General features: G+C 70.7%; 12 protein-coding genes, 3 pseudogenes and 1 riboswitch. Of the genes and pseudogenes, 9 read left to right on the top strand and 6 right to left on the bottom strand.

Annotation, left to right across the window (positions count from 1 at the left end; translation table 11 throughout):
• Positions 1-50: 50 nt before the first annotated feature.
• Together BFF78_RS37505 and BFF78_RS37500 are read right to left on the bottom strand one after the other, a co-directional pair.
• Positions 51-791, bottom strand: a complete 741-nt coding sequence (locus BFF78_RS37505) for a YcnI family copper-binding membrane protein (protein ID WP_069782506.1) — start codon at positions 789-791, stop codon at positions 51-53.
• Between the two features lie 39 nt (positions 792-830).
• Entirely contained in the window at positions 831-1,430 is a 600-nt protein-coding gene (locus BFF78_RS37500) for a hypothetical protein (RefSeq protein ID WP_227026019.1), read from the bottom strand.
• A gap of 297 nt (positions 1,431-1,727) precedes the next feature.
• On the opposite strand from BFF78_RS37500, the pseudogene BFF78_RS37490 reads away from it, so the two are divergent.
• Positions 1,728-2,704, top strand: a pseudogene (locus BFF78_RS37490) (PepSY-associated TM helix domain-containing protein); the annotation flags it as partial.
• A 91-nt stretch (positions 2,705-2,795) separates the two neighbouring features.
• Here BFF78_RS37490 and BFF78_RS37485 read toward each other — a convergent pair.
• The gene (locus BFF78_RS37485) at positions 2,796-3,155 is read right to left on the bottom strand and encodes an ArsR/SmtB family transcription factor (RefSeq protein WP_069782503.1); all 360 of its coding nucleotides are present in this window, start codon (positions 3,153-3,155) and stop codon (positions 2,796-2,798) included.
• Between the two features lie 49 nt (positions 3,156-3,204).
• Positions 3,205-3,425: riboswitch (cobalamin riboswitch) on the top strand.
• Positions 3,426-3,452: 27 nt separating this feature from the next.
• On the opposite strand from BFF78_RS37485, the gene nicT reads away from it, so the two are divergent.
• On the top strand, positions 3,453-4,562 hold the full coding sequence (gene nicT, locus BFF78_RS37480) for a Nickel transporter NicT (protein WP_069784061.1): 1,110 nt from the start codon (positions 3,453-3,455) through the stop codon (positions 4,560-4,562).
• A gap of 503 nt (positions 4,563-5,065) precedes the next feature.
• On the top strand, positions 5,066-6,313 hold the full coding sequence (locus BFF78_RS37475; RefSeq protein ID WP_227026018.1) for a S53 family peptidase: 1,248 nt from the start codon (positions 5,066-5,068) through the stop codon (positions 6,311-6,313).
• A gap of 75 nt (positions 6,314-6,388) precedes the next feature.
• On the opposite strand, the gene BFF78_RS47090 is transcribed toward BFF78_RS37475, so the two are convergent.
• A complete protein-coding gene (locus BFF78_RS47090) occupies positions 6,389-6,529 on the bottom strand; it encodes a transposase (RefSeq protein WP_165289343.1) in 141 nt (46 codons plus the stop codon).
• A gap of 111 nt (positions 6,530-6,640) precedes the next feature.
• Between BFF78_RS47090 and BFF78_RS37470 the strand changes: the two are divergent.
• The 4 genes and pseudogenes from BFF78_RS37470 to BFF78_RS37455 form a co-directional block, all read left to right on the top strand.
• Positions 6,641-6,856 (top strand): annotated as a pseudogene (locus BFF78_RS37470) (heavy metal translocating P-type ATPase); the annotation flags it as partial.
• Between the two features lie 61 nt (positions 6,857-6,917).
• Positions 6,918-7,931, top strand: a pseudogene (locus BFF78_RS37465) (YibE/F family protein); the annotation flags it as partial.
• A gap of 380 nt (positions 7,932-8,311) precedes the next feature.
• The gene (locus BFF78_RS37460; RefSeq protein WP_227026017.1) at positions 8,312-11,215 is read left to right on the top strand and encodes a helix-turn-helix transcriptional regulator; all 2,904 of its coding nucleotides are present in this window, start codon (positions 8,312-8,314) and stop codon (positions 11,213-11,215) included.
• A gap of 116 nt (positions 11,216-11,331) precedes the next feature.
• Positions 11,332-12,963, top strand: a complete 1,632-nt coding sequence (locus BFF78_RS37455; RefSeq protein ID WP_079161643.1) for a S53 family peptidase — start codon at positions 11,332-11,334, stop codon at positions 12,961-12,963.
• Between the two features lie 201 nt (positions 12,964-13,164).
• Here the strand turns inward: BFF78_RS37455 and BFF78_RS37450 are convergent, their stop codons facing one another.
• The gene (locus BFF78_RS37450; protein ID WP_069782501.1) at positions 13,165-13,614 is read right to left on the bottom strand and encodes a peptidase associated/transthyretin-like domain-containing protein; all 450 of its coding nucleotides are present in this window, start codon (positions 13,612-13,614) and stop codon (positions 13,165-13,167) included.
• Between the two features lie 266 nt (positions 13,615-13,880).
• On the opposite strand from BFF78_RS37450, the gene BFF78_RS37445 reads away from it, so the two are divergent.
• Positions 13,881-14,804: an LLM class F420-dependent oxidoreductase gene (locus BFF78_RS37445; RefSeq protein WP_069782500.1), complete on the top strand. Its 924-nt coding sequence runs from the start codon at positions 13,881-13,883 to the stop codon at positions 14,802-14,804.
• 79 nt (positions 14,805-14,883) lie between these two features.
• On the top strand, positions 14,884-15,708 hold the full coding sequence (locus tag BFF78_RS37440; RefSeq protein WP_069782499.1) for a DUF1684 domain-containing protein: 825 nt from the start codon (positions 14,884-14,886) through the stop codon (positions 15,706-15,708).
• 175 nt (positions 15,709-15,883) lie between these two features.
• On the opposite strand, the gene BFF78_RS37435 is transcribed toward BFF78_RS37440, so the two are convergent.
• Complete coding sequence (locus tag BFF78_RS37435; RefSeq protein ID WP_193433612.1) at positions 15,884-17,566, bottom strand: ABC transporter family substrate-binding protein; 1,683 nt, start codon at positions 17,564-17,566, stop codon at positions 15,884-15,886.
• Positions 17,567-17,570: the final 4 nt, after the last annotated feature.

Raw genomic sequence — 17,570 nt, 5'->3', positions numbered from 1 at the left:
GGCGACGAGACGCTGCCCTGCCGACGGCTACCGCCGGCAGGGCAGGTGCGCTACTCCGCCCGGGATCCGGCGGAACGGCCGCGTACGACGGCAAAGCCGGCCGCCGCGAGGCCCAGCGCGCCGACGACCAACCCGGCGATGCCGAGACCGCGGGCGGTCGAGTCGCCGGCCGAGGCGGTCGACTTGGCGCTGTCGGAGCCCTTCGAACCCGTCGGCGAGGCGGTCGAAGCGACACCGCCGTCCTCCGCGCCCTTGGCGGTCAGCTTGAGCACGGGCGCCGGGTTCTCCGGCTCCTGACCGCCCTGTGCCTCCTCGATCCAGCGGACGATCTTGCCGTCGGAGTACGTCTGCAGGGTCTTGAAGGTCAGCTGGCCGGTGTCGTCGGGCAGTTGGCCGAAGGCGACGTTGAAGTCCTCGTACTGGCCCGGCGCGATCTTTCCGCCGGTGAAAGTGATCTCGGAGGCGGCGTCGGTGACGGTGCCGTCGTCGGTCTTGACGGGCGTCTTGAGTTTGGTGTTGGTGACCTGGGCGGTCCAGCCGTCCTGGGGGTGGACCAGCACGCCGAGGATGGGGTGGTCGGTGGGCAGGAAGACCTGGACCTTGGTGGTGCCGGCGTTGTCCTCCTCGTTGGGGACACGGAAGGTCAGCACGCCGTCGGTGGCACCCTTGGCGTAGCTCTCGGGGTGGACGGTGACGTGCGCCGAGGCCACGCCCGCGGCAGCGAGAAGTCCGGCGGCGGTCAGGGCCGTGACGGCGCCGGCGCGACGCAGGGTGGTGCGAGTCCGGGACATGAGGTCAGGAATCTCCGTACGGAAGAAGGGATGCCGGGTTCAGATCGCGTACGACAGCGCGTACGACATCCCCATCGGCGGCCCCCGCCGCTGAACGGCGTACCTCAGCCGTACCTGCCGCAACGCCCACGGCTCACCGGCCGCCCGACGCACCAGCCCCGGCCCGGCCGGTGCGCTCCACGCCCCGCCGGCCACCTGCCACCAGGCGGCAAGCCCCGGCACGAACGCGACCGCCCACCGCAGCAGCGACCACAGTGCCACCTCACCGCGCCGCAGCCACCAGGTCAGCAGCAGGGCCGCCCCGGCATGTGCGGCGGTGGCGTGAGGTGTCAGTGCGTGGGGCGTTTGGACCATCCGCATGCCGTGCATGACCATCGCGGCGTGATGGGGCTCGGCGGCGTGGAAGACAAGGTGCAACCCGCCCTGGGCGGCCAGAGTCCCCGTGCCGATGGCGGCCAGCGACCGCTCACGGCCACCCAGCAGACAGCCGACCGCGAAGACCGGCACGCACCCAGCGGCCTGCACCCACACCGGCGGCGCCATGCCCGTGGCCATGGCATGCCCTCCGGCAGCGAGCAGCACGCACAGCACGGCGAACACCGCCGCGCGCACGCTCCGCACCACCAGGGACACACTCACGGCACCTGATGCTGCCACGCGCCCAAAGGATCTCTCCCCCGGCCCAGGCACACGCATCACCGCCCACGGACTCATACCTGGTCGACCTGCCCCCTCCTTAGGAGTCGGACACGAGTGCCGTTCAGTTCCCAGCCACCTTGGCGAAATCGAAGCACCGGTAGCACTCCGAGGAGCACGGGCGCACACCCGCCGCCTTCGCGCCCCCTGCACACGACGGGGTCGCGCATCCGCCGCATCCGCGCCGGGTATCCCCGGGGCAGTTCCCCGCGGCCATCCACCGGTCCGTCCGTTCCATCAGTTCCGTCCGGACACCGGAGTGCCGCAAACCCCATGTCACGGAGGTGCCCGCCAGCGCCCCACCCCGAGGGCACCATCTCCGCCGTGCGGCCGTCACCGCAGCCCGATGCGACCACACGCGTACTGCTGTCCGGGGTGAAGGGCACAGCCTCCGACCACACGCTCGCCGTGTTCGTGGACCCCTACACCGGCAAGGTGCCCGGCGCGCTGGAGCAGTACGGCTCCACCGGTGCCCTGCCGCTGCGCACCTGGATCGACGAGCTGCACAGCGACCTGCACCTCGGCGAAACCGCGGCGCCACGGGGCGGCGGCGCTCCCTGGCCCTGCTCGGCACGGTGGGTGTGTGGGCGGCCGGCGGCCTGTTCTTCCTGTCGGCGACCGGCCTGACCTGGTCCACCTACACCGGAGCGAACATCGGCGACCTCCGCGAAGCCCTCGGCCAGTCCACGCCGTCCGTCACCGCGACGGTGGGCAGCGGGCACGAGGGACACGGCTCCATGGCGGGCAGGGACATGAGCGGCATGGACATGGGCTCGCACTCCGGCGCACGGTCCGACGTGGGTCTCGACGCCGTTCTGAAGACGGCCCGCGCCGAGGGCCTGTCCGACCCGGTCGAAATCGTGCCGCCCGCGGACTCCTGCTCCGCCTATGTGGTACGGCAGATCCAGCGCAGCCGTCCGGAGAAACAGGACTCGATCGCCGTCGACCCGGCCACCGGCAAGGTCACCGACGTCCTGCGCTTCTCCGACTACCCGGTGCTGGCCAAGCTGACCCGGTGGGGCATCGACGCCCACACCGGTACCCTGTTCGGCCTCGGGAACCAGGTGCCGGTGTACGTGCTGGTGCCCTGCGTCGCGGTGGTCGCCGTCGTCGGCTACTACGTCCCATTGCTCGGGATCCCGCTCGCCGGCTTCCTCGCGGTGGACATCGTCCTCGGCGGGGTCACACGCCGTCGTACCGGGCTCGCACACGCCTGAACCGAGGGGCCGCACCTGCGCGGGAGCGTTGCGCGACGCTTGCCGCGATCGCCTGCGGCCGCGGGTCTCGTCATGCTTCTCCCGGGTCTCGTCATGCTTCTCGGGACACGCAGTGTTCGAGCAGCGCGGCCATCGGGCCCTCGACGAGCCGGTAGCGCACGATTCGGCCGTCCTTCTCGCCGTGGACGATGCCCGCGGTTCGCAGCAGGCGCAGGGCCTGGGACACGGCGGTGTCCCTCATGCCGGTGGCGACGGCGAGGTCGGAGACGGCGATGGGACCGGCCTCGTGAAGGGCGAGCAGCAGGGACAGACGCCCGGGATCCGAGAGCAGAGTGAAGCGGTCGGCCCAGGCCCGTATCCGCTCGGGCTCGCCGACGGCGGCGATGGCGTCGCAGACCCGATGGCCGTCGATGGTGCGCTGCCCGGCGCGTTCCGCGGGGACGAGATGCATGGACCCATCATCGCAGTCCGCGAAATCCCGCCTCAATACCTGCACGGTTATGCAGCCTTGCAGCCTCGGCCTCCGGCCTTCTAGGGTGAGCGGGCCGTGGTGTTCGGGAAGACCGGTGACAGTCCCTCAGGGGCTCAGTCCGGAGCGGCCCTCGCCACTGTGATCGGGGAGTTCCCGCCCCATGCATTGCCACTGGCCTCGCGGCCGGGAAGGCAGGGGCGGGCGCGGTGACCCGTCAGCCAGGAGACCGGCCACGGCAGCACGAAGCTGATCCACGAGGTGCTGGAGCGTGACCGTATGACCATGCCCGAAGGCGTGCCCGAAACCGCCGCCGCCCCTTCCTTCCGCTGGCGGCGCGAGGACACCGTCCGAACCGCGGGCCTCCTGGCCGTGATCGTCGCCTTGCACGTGGTCGCCTTCGGGATCCTCTTCCTGCTCGTGGTCCCGCGCCACTACGAGGTCGGAACCAAGGCGTTCGGCGTCGGCCTGGGTGTCACCGCCTACACCCTCGGCATGCGGCACGCGTTCGACGCCGACCACATCGCCGCGATCGACAACACCACCCGCAAGCTGATGGCCGACGGCAAACGGCCGGTCTCGGTGGGCTTCTGGTTCGCGCTCGGCCACTCCAGCGTGGTCGTCGTCATGGCGGCGCTGGTCGCGGGCGGCGCCAAGCTCGCGGGCACCCTGATGAACGACGGCTCCCGGACCCACCAGGTCCTCGGCACCGTGGGCACCACGGTCTCCGGCGGCTTCCTGTACCTGATCGCCGCGCTCAACCTCGTGGCGTTGTTCGGCATCGCCCGCGTCTTCAGGGCCATGCGGAACGGGCAGTACGACGAGGCCGAGTTGGAAGCCCACCTCGACTCGCGCGGCTTCATGAACCGCATCCTGGGCCGGCTCACCAGGTCCATCCGCCGCCCCGGCCAGATGTTCCCCCTCGGCTTCGTCTTCGGCATCGGTTTCGACACCTCGACCGAGGTCCTGCTCCTCGCCCTGGCCGGCAACGGCGCCGCCGCCGGCCTGCCCTGGTACGCGGTCCTGTGCCTGCCCCTCCTCTTCGCCGCCGGCATGAGCCTGTTCGACACCCTCGACGGCACCTTTATGAACTTCGCCTACCAGTGGGCGTTCTCCAACCCCGTCCGCAAGGTGTTCTACAACCTCACCATCACCGGTCTGTCCATCGCCGTCGCCTTCTTCGTCGGCACCATCGAACTGGTCGGCGTCCTGCACGACAAGCTCGGGCTGAGCGATGGCGTCAGCGGCTGGATCGCGGGACTGAACCTCGACAAGGTCGGCTATGTCATCGTCGGCCTGTTCGTGGTCGTCTGGGCCGTGGCCATCGGCTACTGGCGCCTGGCCAAGGTCGAGGAACGCTGGGGCACCCGCACCGCCGACGCCGGCTGACGACGCCACTGCGCACAGGTGACGGTGGCCCGGGACCGGCATTTCATGCGGCGGGCGGGAGGGTCTGGCCTGGTGGGTGCTGTCGGTGGACTACCGGCGTTTCCTCAAGGTGCCCGCGGAGCGATCCTGGCCTGTGCGGGGTCCGATTGCCTGTCCGGCACCTCATTGGTTGCGCAGGAGTTTTCACGGCCACGAAGTGAGCACTACTGCGGACACGCCAGCGCCACCGGCGGTTCACTCGCTCACCGCGGCAGCCTCACAAGACCTGCATTGGCGTGGCCTTGACCAGCGCAAGTGGGCGGCCGCATGGTGAACCAACCGGCCCGCAGCTGACCTGACATGCCGTCTGTCAAGGCTGCATCTGGTCAGGTCCGGCCCTTCCGAACCGCCTCAAACCGCACGGAGGCTTGATGCACCCAAGCGAAATACCCTCCGGATCCCTGGTGATCCACCACCACCGACCGAGACAGCGGGTGCGGCGGATGGCAGCCACCCTCACCGCGATGCTCACATTCAGCGTCACCGGCTTCACCATCGGCCTGGCCACCGATGCCCAGGCCGCCGCTCTCTCGTCCGCCCCGCGCGCGTCCGCCTCCGCAAGTACGACGGGCTTCGGCTGCTTCCATCCCTCGCAAGCAGGACAAGCCCGCTGTTTCGGCGTCCTGAAGGCCCACCGCACCACCTCGGGCCGCATGTCACCGTTCACCACCGGATCCCCGACCACGATGGGGTATACGCCGTCCGATCTGCGTTCCGCCTACAAACTGGGCGGTACCTCGGGATCCGGTCGAACGGTGGCGATCGTCGACGCCATGGACGACCCGAACGCCGCGTCCGACCTGGCCGCTTACCGCAGCGCCTACGGCCTGCCGCCGTGCACCACCGCCAACGGCTGCTTCCGCAAGGTGAACCAGAGCGGCCAGGCATCACCGCTGCCCTCCGGTGACCACGGATGGGCCGAGGAGATCAGCCTCGACCTCGACATGGTCTCGGCCGCCTGCCCCGGCTGCCACATCCTCCTGGTCGAGGCAAAGTCGGCGAACGTCCCGGATCTCATGACGGCCGAGGACACCGCCGCCACCACATCGGGCGTCGTCTCGGTCTCCAACAGCTGGGGCGGGTCCGAGGACAACACCGTCACCTCCCTCGACCCGCACTTCAACCACCCCGGCGTCGCGATCACAGCGAGCTCGGGCGACTCCGGTTACGGCGTCTCCTGGCCGGCCTCCTCCCGGTACGTCACCGCCGTGGGCGGCACCTCGCTGAACAAGGCCTCCAACTCCCGCGGCTGGACCGAGACGGCCTGGAGCGGCGCGGGCTCCGGCTGCTCGGCGTACGAGACCAAGCCGTCCTGGCAGCACGACTCCGGATGCGGCAAGCGCGCCGTCGCCGACGTGGCCGCGGTCGCCGACCCCAACACCGGTGTGGCGGTCTACGACACGTACAACAGCTGCGGCGGCGGGTTGTTGTGCGACACCGAGCTACAACTCGGCGTCGCACAGGGTGCCGACGGATGGGTCGAAGTCGGCGGCACCAGCGTCTCGTCGCCGATCATCGCCAGCGTCTACGCACTGGCCGGAAACACCTCTCAGGTCGTCAACGGCTCGTATCCGTACAGCCACACATCGGCACTCAACGACGTCACCTCGGGCAACAACGGCTCCTGCGGCGGCAGTTACCTGTGCACCGCACGTCCGGGATACGACGGGCCGACCGGCCTCGGCACACCCAACGGCACCGGCGCCTTCTGACGGCGGCGCTCTCCGACCGGCGAGGGCTGGACTCGCGTCGCACCACTGCGGCGCGAGCCCAGCCCTTGCCTCGTCTCAGCCCTCCAGCCGGCCCAAGACCACACGCTCCATACCGTGCCTGGCCAGCCGGATACGGAACCCGCTCAGGACGCCGGCGTCGAAGCCGGTGTCCGTCGGCTCCGCCCCGATGGCGTACTTCCAGTCGATCACCCGCACCGGCATCACCGCGGGCCGCCGGCCGGTCAGCTCCTCGGCGAACTGCAGAAGAAGCGTGACCCTGGCGCGCCACCGCCCAAAGCATCCGAGGGAAGCGCAAACGGTGCCTCGGCCCTCTCCCGCCGGGCCCGCCGCCTGGTCGTGCAGAACCTGGCCATCGCCGCCGTGTTCATCTCCGGCCTGGCCGTCTGGGACCTCACGGCCACCCTCCCCCCGCCCCTCGGCGTCCTCGGCCACGAGGGATCGACCGTCATCGTCGGCCTCAACGGCCTGCGGCTGCTGCGCGACGCGGCGTGGCCCCGGGCTCTCACGGAGGTCCGCCTCTGACCCGTCCATTCCCACGGCCCGCCACACCGGCGCTGGTGCAGCGGGCCGTTGCCGGGCGCCGCAGGAGTCGTACGGCACCTGCCACAAGGCCACGGTCCGGGTCGACAGCGGCAAGGACAAGGGCCGTACCTTCACCGAGAACGTGCAGCCCGACCAGGCACGACAGCTCCACCAGGGCGAGCAGGTCGTGACCGCCTACGAACCCTCCGCGCCCAAGGACCTTCAGTACTCGGTCACCGACGTCAACCGCCGCTTCCCCATGGGCCTGCTGGCCGGGATCTTCGCGCTCGCCGTCGTGGTGGTGGGCCGGCTGCGCGGCGTGATGGCGCTCGTGGCACTGGCCGTCAGCTTCATGGTGCTGAACTTCTTCATCCTGCCCGCGATCCTGCAGGGTGCGAATCCGCTGCTCGTGGCGGTGGTCGGGTCGAGTGCGATCATGCTGATCGCCCTCTATATGTGCCACGGCCTGTCGGCCCGTACGTCGGTGGCCGTGCTCGGCACGCTGGTCTCACTGGCGCTGATCGGGATCCTCAGATCCCAGCTCATCGGCTGGGCCGCGCTGACCGGCAACACGGACGACAACACCGGCCTGATCCATGGCCTGTATCCGTCGATCGACATGAGCGGTCTGCTGCTGGCGGGCGTCATCATCGGCTCGCTCGGCGTCCTGGACGACGTGACGGTGACGCAGACATCGGCCGTCTGGGAGCTGCACGACGCCAATCCCTCGATGGGCTGGCGCGGACCGTACCGGGCGGGCATCCGCATCGGCCGCGACCACATCGCCTCCGTGGTCAACACGCTCGTCCTCGCCTACGCCGGCGCCGCGCTGCCTCTCCTGCTCCTCTTCTCGATCGCGCAGAGCGGCGTGAGCACGGTCGCCAACAGCGAGCTGGTGGCCGAGGAGATCGTGCGCACGCTGGTGGGCTCGATCGGTCTGGTCGCCTCGGTGCCGGTCACCACTCTGCTCGCCGCGCTGGTGGTGGCAGCCGACCAGCCCGGTCCGCAGGCGGAAACGGCGACAGCGGGCGCAGTAGCGGCTGCGCGCCGGGGCGGGCGCCGGCGGAAGCGTTGAGAGCCATCCCTTCAAGATGGACCCAAGCCATGTCATCCATTGCCTGGTCCGCGCACCACACCGCACTCCACACGGTGTACCCGCTCGGGACTCCTCCGCGAGGTTCCTTACCCTCGCCCGCGCCGACCTCGACCGCGGCGGGCAGTGGATGCCGGTCGTCCGCCGGCCACGCCGCAAGTTCGGGTCGCGCAGGCGCCGCAAGCCGCGTGACAGACGCTATTGACAAGGCGAAGCCGCGCAAGTTGTCATGAACACATGATCCTGCCTCCCGGGGCCCGCTGCACCCGCCGTACCGTTGGTTCCGCCCTCGGTGTCGGGTGTAACCCGTCGCTGAACGGATCACGGGCGAAAGCCACGGATGCCACGGATGGGCTGCCGCAGTGGGAGCACGGTCACTGACCGGGCGCCACGAGTTGTTCGACGCCGCCCGGGCCGAACTGACGGCCCGTCCCGGAGTGCTCTTCCACGGCCCCCGCGGAATCGGCAAGTCCACACTCGTGGCAGCCCTCACGGCGTCACTGACTGCGCACGCCCCGTCGGCCGGCACCGTCCTGCGCTGCTCGCCTGCGGAGGAGGACGACCGGCTCCCGTTCGTCGGGCTCATCGACCTGTTCGCACAGGTGCCGGAAAGCTGCCTGGAGCCCCTCGCCCCCGAACCCCGTGCGGCGCTGAGGGCAGCCCTGCTGCGTGGCACGGAACCGACAGACGACCGCGGCCGTCTCGCTGTGCGCCTCGCGTTCCTCGAGGTGCTGCGCACGCTGGCCACCGCAGGCCCCGTCCTGCTGGTCCTCGACGGCCTGCAGTGGCTCGATGAGTCCACCGCGGACGTGCTGGCCTTCGCCGTACGCCGCCTCGACGGCCTGGACGTACGGGTGGTCGCCGCCGAGCGGGTGGCGGACGGTGAACAGGCGGAGCGACTGCGCTGCTGCCCGCCGGGCACCACCGAACTCCCGGTGCCGCCGCTGACGGACGACGAAGTGGCCCGCCTCGTGCGCGCCGGCACCGGCGCCGAGCTGCCACCCGATGTACTGCGGGCGATCCAGGACACCGCCGCCGGAAACCCCTTGTACGCACTGGAGTTGGGGCGAGCAGCAGCCCTGCGCGGCCCGGCGCCCAGGACCTTCAGCCCGGTGTTGTCCGTGCCCCGGAGACTGCGCACTCTGCTGCTGGGCCGGGCGCGCACCCTGCCGGAGACGGCGCGGCGCACGCTCCTGGTCACGAGCGCCGCCGCCCGTCCCGACCTCACCCTGCTGCGTGCCGCCGGCCTCGCCGATCCCGCCGCGGACCTGGCGGAGGCCGAACGACTCGGCGTGACGGCGACCGACGCCGACGGAACCATACGTTTCCGGCATCCGCTGCTCCGGGCCGCCGTCTATGCCGACGCCCCGGAGCACGACCGCCGGCAGGCGCACACGTTGCTGGCCCGCGCGATCAGCGAGCCCGTCGAACAGGCCCGCCATCTCGCCCGCGCCTTCCCACATCCGGATGAGGACACCGCCCGGACCCTGATGTCCGCGGCGGAGTCCGCGCGCCGCGACGGCGCGCTCGGCGCCGCCTGCGAACTGGCCGGGCTCGCCGCCCGCCGTACCCCCGGCGACCGGCCCGCGGACCGGGATGACCGGCTGCTGGCCGCGGCGGAGTACGCGTGCGACGCCGGACAACCGGACGAGGCGGCCGAAGCCGCCGGGACGGTCCTCGCCGCCTCGGGTTCGGCACGCCGTCGGGTGCGGGCCCGGCTGATCCTGCTGCGCAACGCCGGGCAGGCGCTGGAGGGTGCCCACGCACTCATCCAGGAAGGCCTCCGGGACGCCGTCGGCGATCCGGAGGCCGAGGCCTGGCTGCACCACTGGGCGGCCGTACGCGGCCTGTTGTGCGGGGAGTTGGAGGAGGCGGCCGGGCATGCCCGGCGCGCTGCCCGGCAGGCGGCAGTGGCGGGCGACACGGAGACCCGCATCGGGGCGCTCGCCACGTACGCCCGGGTGCGGTCCCTGGCCGGCGAACCGGTCGCGGCGGACGCCGCGCTGGAGGAGGCGCTCGCCCTGGCCGGCGGCGCCGACGGAGGTCCGCAGAGCTGGCGGCTGATCCGGATGCGGGCGATCCTCGCCCTGGACGCCGACCGGGTGGCCGAGGCACGGGGGCAGGTCGCCGAACTCCTCTGCCTCATCGAGGAGTTCGCGGGGGTCGAGGAGGTCATGGCGACACTGGTGTTGCTGACCCGGATCCAGGTGCGGGCCGGACACTGCCGCGAGGCACTGCACACCGCCGCGCGCTGCTCGGGCGCCACGGCCCAGGCGGCTCCCGCGCTGTACGCGGCCGCGCTGGCGGCCACCGCGGGCGGCACCGCCGAAAAGGCCCGGCAGCTGGCCGAGCAGGCGGTACGCGCCTCGGAGGCCGACGGCGACCGGCTGTTCCTGCTGCGCGCGCTGGCCGTGCTGGGGCAGGCCGGACTGCTCGCCGGCGACCCGCAGGGGGCTGCCTCCGCGGTCGAGGCGCTGCAGCGCGTGAGAGAACTCGGCAACGCCATGTGTGCCGCCGACCCGCCCCTGCTGCACTGGTACGGCGACCTGGCCGAAGCCCTGGTCCTCCTCGGCGAGACGGACGAGGCCGAGACCGTCGTCCGAGAGGCCTACGCAAGGGTGACCTCTGATACGCCCGGCAGCGTGCTGGCGGCTCTCGAACGGGCGGAGGGACTGCGCGAGGCGGGGATCGGCCGGGCGAAGGAGGGGGCGGCGGGGCTGCGTGCCGCCGTGGACCGGCTGCGTCGGCTGCCCCTGCCCGTCGAGCTGGTGCGCACACTGATCGCGCTCGGCGCGGTCGAGCGCCGCTCGCGCCGCAGGAGCGCGGCCCGGGCGGTTCTCGGCGAGGCACTTCAGATCGCCACCCGGATCGGCGCCGCTCCGCTGGCGGCGCGGGCCAGGGAGGAACTGGCACGGCTGGACGCCGCGGACCGGGGCGGTGAGGCGGGCACGGGCGGACCCGAACTCACCCCCTCCGAGGCCAGGATCGCCGAGCTGGTCGGGGGCGGGGCCACCAACCGGGAAGTCGCAGCCAAGCTGTTCATCAGCGTCAAGACGGTGGAGGGGACCCTGTCGCGGGTCTACCGCAAGGTCGGGGTCCGCTCGCGCACCGCGCTCGCCCACGCGATGGCGGTCGCAGTCCTCGCCTCCGGGGCGGCCGTCGACCCCGGCAACGGCGGCCAAGCGGACATCCTGGCCGGCCCTGACGGTGAGACGGCCCAGCCGTACGCAGGCCCGCCGTGCTCTCGACACACGCCGTTGACGTGACATCGGTTGTTAACACATGAAGCAAGGGTTCCCCCGCTTATGGGGGTGGGGCCGGCCTTTCTACGGTGAAGTCGTTCCGCTTCCGGAACAACTCCCCCACCACCCGGAGGACTTCAGTGAAGTCACGTCTGAAACTGCTCGGTATGGTCGCCGCGCCGGCCCTGATCACCGCGGTGGTCCCCGCCGCCTATGCCGCGAACGACGCGCAGCCCCACGCGAACCGTGCCGCCATCGCCGGAGACGTTTTGCCGGGCCTGAAGCAGAACGCCACCCGCACCGGGAAGGTCGCGGCCGGCAAACGCATATCGGTGGCGATCAGCCTGACTCCCAGAGGTGGCAGGGAACTTGACTCCTTTGTCGCCAAGGTCAGTGACCCGCGATCGAGTTCGTACGGGCACTACCTGACGAAGCGGCAGTTCGCCGCCCGCTTCGGCCGGACCGACGCCGAGATCAAGCAGCTCAAGGACTACCTGCGAGCCCAGGGTCTGACAGTCGGGACCGTACACTCCGGCAACCTGCTGGTCGATGCCAGTGGTACCGCCACCCAGCTGCAGAAGGCATTCAGCACCAAGCTGTCGACCTGGAAGGACACGAAGACGGGGCGTTCCTTCTACGCCAACGACAGCGCGCCGACGCTGCCTGCCGCCATCGCCTCACTCGTCAGCGACGTGGCGGGCCTCAACAACCGCGTCCAGCTGCACCACCAGGCGACGCCGCACACCGTCAGCCCGCACAACGGCCCGGGCGGCGGCTACACCCCGGCCCAGCTCAAGGGCGGCTACAACGTCTCCGGCACGTACTCCGGCAGCGGCCAGAAGATCGCGCTGCTCGAGTTCGACGGCTTCCAGCAGTCCAACATCACCACGTACGACAACCACTACGGCCTGGGTTCGCCCACCCCGACCGTGCAGAAGGTGGACGGCGGTTCCGGCGCGCTCGGCGACGGACAGGTCGAGGTCGAACTGGACATCGAGGTCCTGCACGCGATCGCCCCCAAGGCGAACGTCACCGTGTTCGAGGGCCCCAACTCCGACGCCGGCGAGGTCGACACCTACCAGGCCATCGTCGACAGCGGCATCCCGACCACCTCGATCAGCTGGGGCGCCGCCGAGAGCGCCCGCACCACCTCGGGCATCAACGCGGTCGACGCCGTCTTCAAGGCCGGCGCCGCGCAGGGCCTCGGCTTCTACGCGGCCTCCGGCGACAGCGGCTCCGACGACGCGGGCGACGGCGGTACCTCCGTGGACTACCCGGCCAGCGACCCGTACGTCACCGGCGTCGGCGGCACCAGGCTGACCGTCACCTCGTCCAACACCTGGAGCAAGGAGGTGGCCTGGTCCGGAGGCGGTGGCGGCAAGTCCTCCGTCTTCAAGATCCCCAGCTGGCAGACGGCGGTGCAGAAGAGCGCCGGCGGTGGCTACCGCCAGGTGCCGGACGTCTCGGCCCACGCCAACCCCAGCCCCGGTGTCTCGATCTACTCGCAGGGTTCCTGGTCCTCGGTGGGCGGCACCAGCGCGGCGGCCCCCGAGTGGGCGGCCTTCGCGGCCCTCTACAACCAGCAGGCCGCGGCGGCCGGCAAGGCCAACCTCGGCTTCGCCAACCCCGCCCTCTACTCCGCGAGCGGCACCGGCTTCCACGACATCACCAGCGGCAGCAACGGCGCCTACTCCGCGGCCACCGGCTGGGACTTCACCACCGGCTGGGGCTCGTACAACGCCGCGACACTGGCGAGCAAGCTGCTCGGCTGACGACCGGCGGCTGACGACCGACCGACAGAGCGCGGGCCGGCAGTGATCGCCGGCCCGCGCTGCGGCGTGACGTCGACATCCAAGTACCCCCGGCCAGGTGCTCACCGCCGGGCTGGGCACCCGCCCTCGGTCCGTGCGGCTGCCCACAGTGCAATCTGGGTGCGGAAGCGCAGGCCCGGCTTGTCGCGTCATCCAGGTGCGTCAGGGCGTGGCGGCTCGGTACGGCGACAGGGCGGTGCTCCTGGTGTTGTACGCCTCCGGGAAGTACAGCTGGCCCCTATGGGACACATGGCCGCCGTGATACGTCCCGTTGGACACGGTGCCTCCCCCATGCGTCTTGACGTAGAGGTGGTGTCCGGGGTGGAACCACCGGCGACATAACCGGAGTAGACGCCCGAGGGCGTCGCAGTGCCAGATGTCGACCGCCGTCTGGGGCAGTGGGGCGCAGGTCGCCGCGTCGACCATCGTCACGCGGAGGGTCGGCGGAACGCCCGCCTTCCCCTCTGTGATGTTCCTGCGGACCGTCTCCAGGTCCAGGTAGTACGGCCCCTCGGTCTGTTCGGGGGTCAGGACGCAGGCGGCCGGGCGGGCCGCGGCCTGGTGCTCGGTGGCGGCGGTCGCCTGCGTGGCGGCGAGACCCGGCGCGGCCACGCCGAGGGTGGCACCGCCCAGGGTGGCGATGACGGACCTGCGGGAACGTCCGACGGATCGGGCGGCCGTGGCAGAGAACCTCTCGGGACTCCCCCGCCTGGCGGTGCTTCGGCTTCGCCGGTCTGTGCATGTCGGAGTGGATCGCGTGTCGACGCCGGTATGCCGCGCTTCGGAGGCAGGGAGGTACGGCTCCCGTACACATGACTGACAAGAAGCTGTCACACACGGACTGGAATGCGGTCCGGCGGGCGCCCGTTCTGGCTGGCATGACTGTTGGAGTAGCACTCAACGCCTCCGGCGCGCAGAACCAGGTCGACGCCAGCGTGCAGCTGGCCCAGGAGGCCGCGGCCGCCGGTCTGCGGTCGGCCTGGTTCGGCCAGACCTTCGGCGCGGACTCACCCCAGCTCGCCGCGATCGTCGGGCGCGCGGTACCCGGACTGCATGTGGGCACCTCCGCGATCCCCGTCTTCGGACGGCATCCACTGCTCGTCTCCAGCCAGGCCCAGACCGCCCAGGCCGCGACGCACGGCCGCTACCACCTCGGTCTGGCCCTGGGCACCAAACTGCTGACGGAGACCGGCTTCGGCCTGCCCTTCGAGCGCCCCATCGCCCGTCTGCGGGAATTCCTCACCGCGTTACGGCAGTTGATACAGACCGGCACGGCGGACTTCCACGGTGAGCTGCTCACCGCCACCACCCCGGTGCCGGCACGGGTACCGGGCGCCGAGAGCGGCGTCCCCGTGCTGGTCGCCGCGATGGGGCCGCAGGCGCTCAGGGTCAGCGGTGAACTGGCGGACGGGATCCTGCCGTACCTGGCGGGCCCGCGTGCCCTGGCGGAACACATCGTCCCCGCACTGACCGCCGCGGCGGAGGCGGCCGGCCGTCCGGCGCCCAGGATCGTGGCCCTGGTGCCCGGGGTGGTGAGGGACGACGTGGATTCGGTGCGGGCGAAGGCCACCGACAGCCTCGCGTTCTACGAACAGATCCCGTCCTACGCGCGGGTCATCGAACTCTCCGGCGGCCGCCGGGCCGCCGACGTGGCCGTGATCGGAAACGAGAAGGCGGTCGAAGCCGAAGTACGCCGTTACCGCGACGCCGGCGCCACCGAGGTCGTGTTCTCGGGCACCGAGATCGCGGGAGAGGCGGATCGCCGACGCACGTGGGCACTCCTCGGCGAACTGGCCGGATGAGCGAACCCACCGGGCGCCGGCTCGGCACATGCCCCACCCCCCTGTGCGAGGCCGAGCCTCGCTCGACCAAGGAGAACTCATGACCACCGAGGTCACCACGACAGAGCTGCAGGCTTTCACCGATGACTGGCTGGGCTGGTACCGCGCCCAGGAGGCGAGGCTCGCGGACCCGCACGGGTTCCTGGCCATCACCGGCCTGCACTGGCTCGACGACCGGCCGCAGCGTTTCCCCGACGCGCCCGGTACGTGGCACACCGGCCGCGACGGGGTCGTCGTACATCTCGACGACGGCGAAGAACTGGTCGTGGACGGAACGCCGGTGCGGGGTGAACACCGCTTCGGCGTGCTTGCCGAGCGCAGTGGCGTCGACGCGGTCTGGAAAGACGCCGTCATCGAGGTCGCCAAGCGGGGCGGCCATGACATCGTGCGCCCCCGGCACCCGGACGCGCCGCTGCGCGCCGCCTTCACCGGAACGCCCGCCTACGCCCCCGACCCGCGCTGGTCGGTGACGGGCCGGTACGTCCCCTTCGACGAGCCGCGGCCGACCACCGTGGGCGCGGCCGTCGAGGGCCTTGAGCATGTGTACGACGCTCCGGGCAGGATCGAGTTCGAGCTGAACGGGCGTCAGCTGTCCCTGACCGCGTTCCCCGGACATGGTGCCGGCCGGCTGATGGTGCTGTTCACCGACGGGACCTCCGGGGTCACCACCTACGCCGCCAACCGGGTCCTGGCCGTCGCGCCGCCCGCAGCCGACGGCACGGTCGTCCTGGACTTCAACCGTGCCGCGAACCTGCCGTGCGCCTACACGGACCTGGCCACCTGCCCGCTGCCACCGGCCGAGAACCGGCTGCCGGTGGCGATCGAGGCGGGTCTGAAGATCCCCCGCGAGCGCGGCGGGTCCTGAGCCGGACTGCCGGCCGCGGTGACGGCGGCCGGCAGCCCGTGGCCCCGCCCGGCTCAGTCGGGAGGGCGTCTGCGGCGGATGGTTCGGATGCCGGTGTGAAATCGCGCTCGAAGGACAGTGCAGCGGGCTGGTCCTGCGGGTGCCGAAGGTCCTACGGCACTGGCCTGCGGGGTGGTCACTTCTCCCAGCCCACCGTCTCCGGGAGCGGGTTGTAGAAGATGGTCGCGCCGACGTTGGCGAGGCCCTTCTTCACGCCGTAGGTCGAGGGGCCGCTGAACAGCGGGAGGAAGGCGTACTCCTGGAGCGCCTTCCGCTCGACCTGGTTGGCCGCCGCGGTCTGCCTGCCGAGGTCGGCGATCTTGCCGGTGGCACGGATCTCCGTGTCCAGCACGGGCGAACCCGCACCGGTGATGTTGGAATCGCGGTCGGAGCAGTAGAAGTCGCACAGGTACCGGGCGCCGAACGGGTCCATCGAGCGGTTTCCCGACAGGAACAGATCGAACTTGCGGTCACTGAGGATCTTGGAGAAGTCCGCCTCGTCGGCCTTGCTGATGTCGAGGCGGATGCCCACCGACTTCAGCATCGCCGCGAAGGCGCCGGCGGTCGCCTTGTCCAGCGGGTCGTCGCCGAGGAGTGTGTAACCGACTTCGAGCTTCTTGCCGTTCTTGACCCGTACGCCGTCGCCCCCGGGCTTCCAGCCCGCCGCGTCGAGTGCCTTCCCGGCGTCGCCCGGCGCGTACTTCAGCACGGCTGTGAGGTTGTCCTCGTAGCCCTTCTGGAAACTGTAGAGGATGGCGGAGCCGGGCAGCGGCTCCTTGTAGTCCAGGCCCTGGAACCGGATCTTCGCGATCTGCGTGCGGTCGATGCTCTCCTCGATGGCCTTGCGCACGGCCTTGTCGGCGAGGACGGGTGACTTGGTGTTGAAGTAGAGCGCGTACTCGAAGGGGCTTCCGCCACTGCGGATCTCCGTGCCTCGGAGCCCCTTGATCTGTTTGAGGGACTCGGCGTCGACCGCGGAGACGTAGTCCAGTTGCCCGTTCTTGAAGGCATTGATCGCCGCAGTCGATTCCAGGTTGACGTAGACGCGCTGGTCGAGCTTGCCCTTCCTGCCCCACCACTTCGGGTTGCGGACGAACGTGATGTCGCCCGAGTGGGTGTCCCACTTGCCGACGGTGTACGGCCCCACGCCCCACTCCGGGTGAGCCTTCTTGACGTAGGCCTTGTTGAAGTTCTCGACCGTTGCGGCCTTGGGATGCAGGAAGGTGGTGAACAGGCTCGACCAGGAAGGGTTGACTCCCCTGAAGGTGATCACGGCCTGCTTGGCGTTCCTGCCCTGCTCGACCGAGGTGATCTGGTCGTAGCCGTCCGTGGAGGAGGCGGCGTAGTCCTTGTCGGAGCCGTTGTCGGCCTTCCACGTGGCCTTGATCGCGGTCCAGTCGATCGGGGTGCCGTCGTTGAAGACGGCCTTGGGGTTGATGGTGAGCGTGACCTTCTGGTTCCCGCCTTCCACGGAGACCTTCACATCGCTGAAGTAGTCCGGGTTGTACTGCACTTCACCGGTCGGCGAGTAGGTGATCGCGTCCGCGTTGTACCAGGCCCAGATGCGGGACGCGGTCAGCGTGGCATTGACGTTGAACGGGTTGCCCTGGTCGTCGAAGGTCCCGACCGTGGTGTACGTGCCTCCCTCCTTGATCCGGTCGTACGGCGTGGGGTTGTAGTCGGCGACGGACGATGCGGCCGAGGGGGCGTTCTTCGCGTCCGACTGCGCGGAGTCCTTCCCTGATGAGGACTGGCACGCGGTGGCGGTGACGGAGACGGCAGCGATCAGAGCGACGGGCAGGGCCAGTCTCGTGCGCATGATG

Origin of the sequence: Streptomyces fodineus (assembly GCF_001735805.1) — a bacterium.
In the GTDB taxonomy this organism is placed as follows: domain Bacteria; phylum Actinomycetota; class Actinomycetes; order Streptomycetales; family Streptomycetaceae; genus Streptomyces; species Streptomyces fodineus.
Note: the sequence above shows the minus strand (reverse complement) of the source record. Positions and strands in the feature narration are given on the sequence as shown.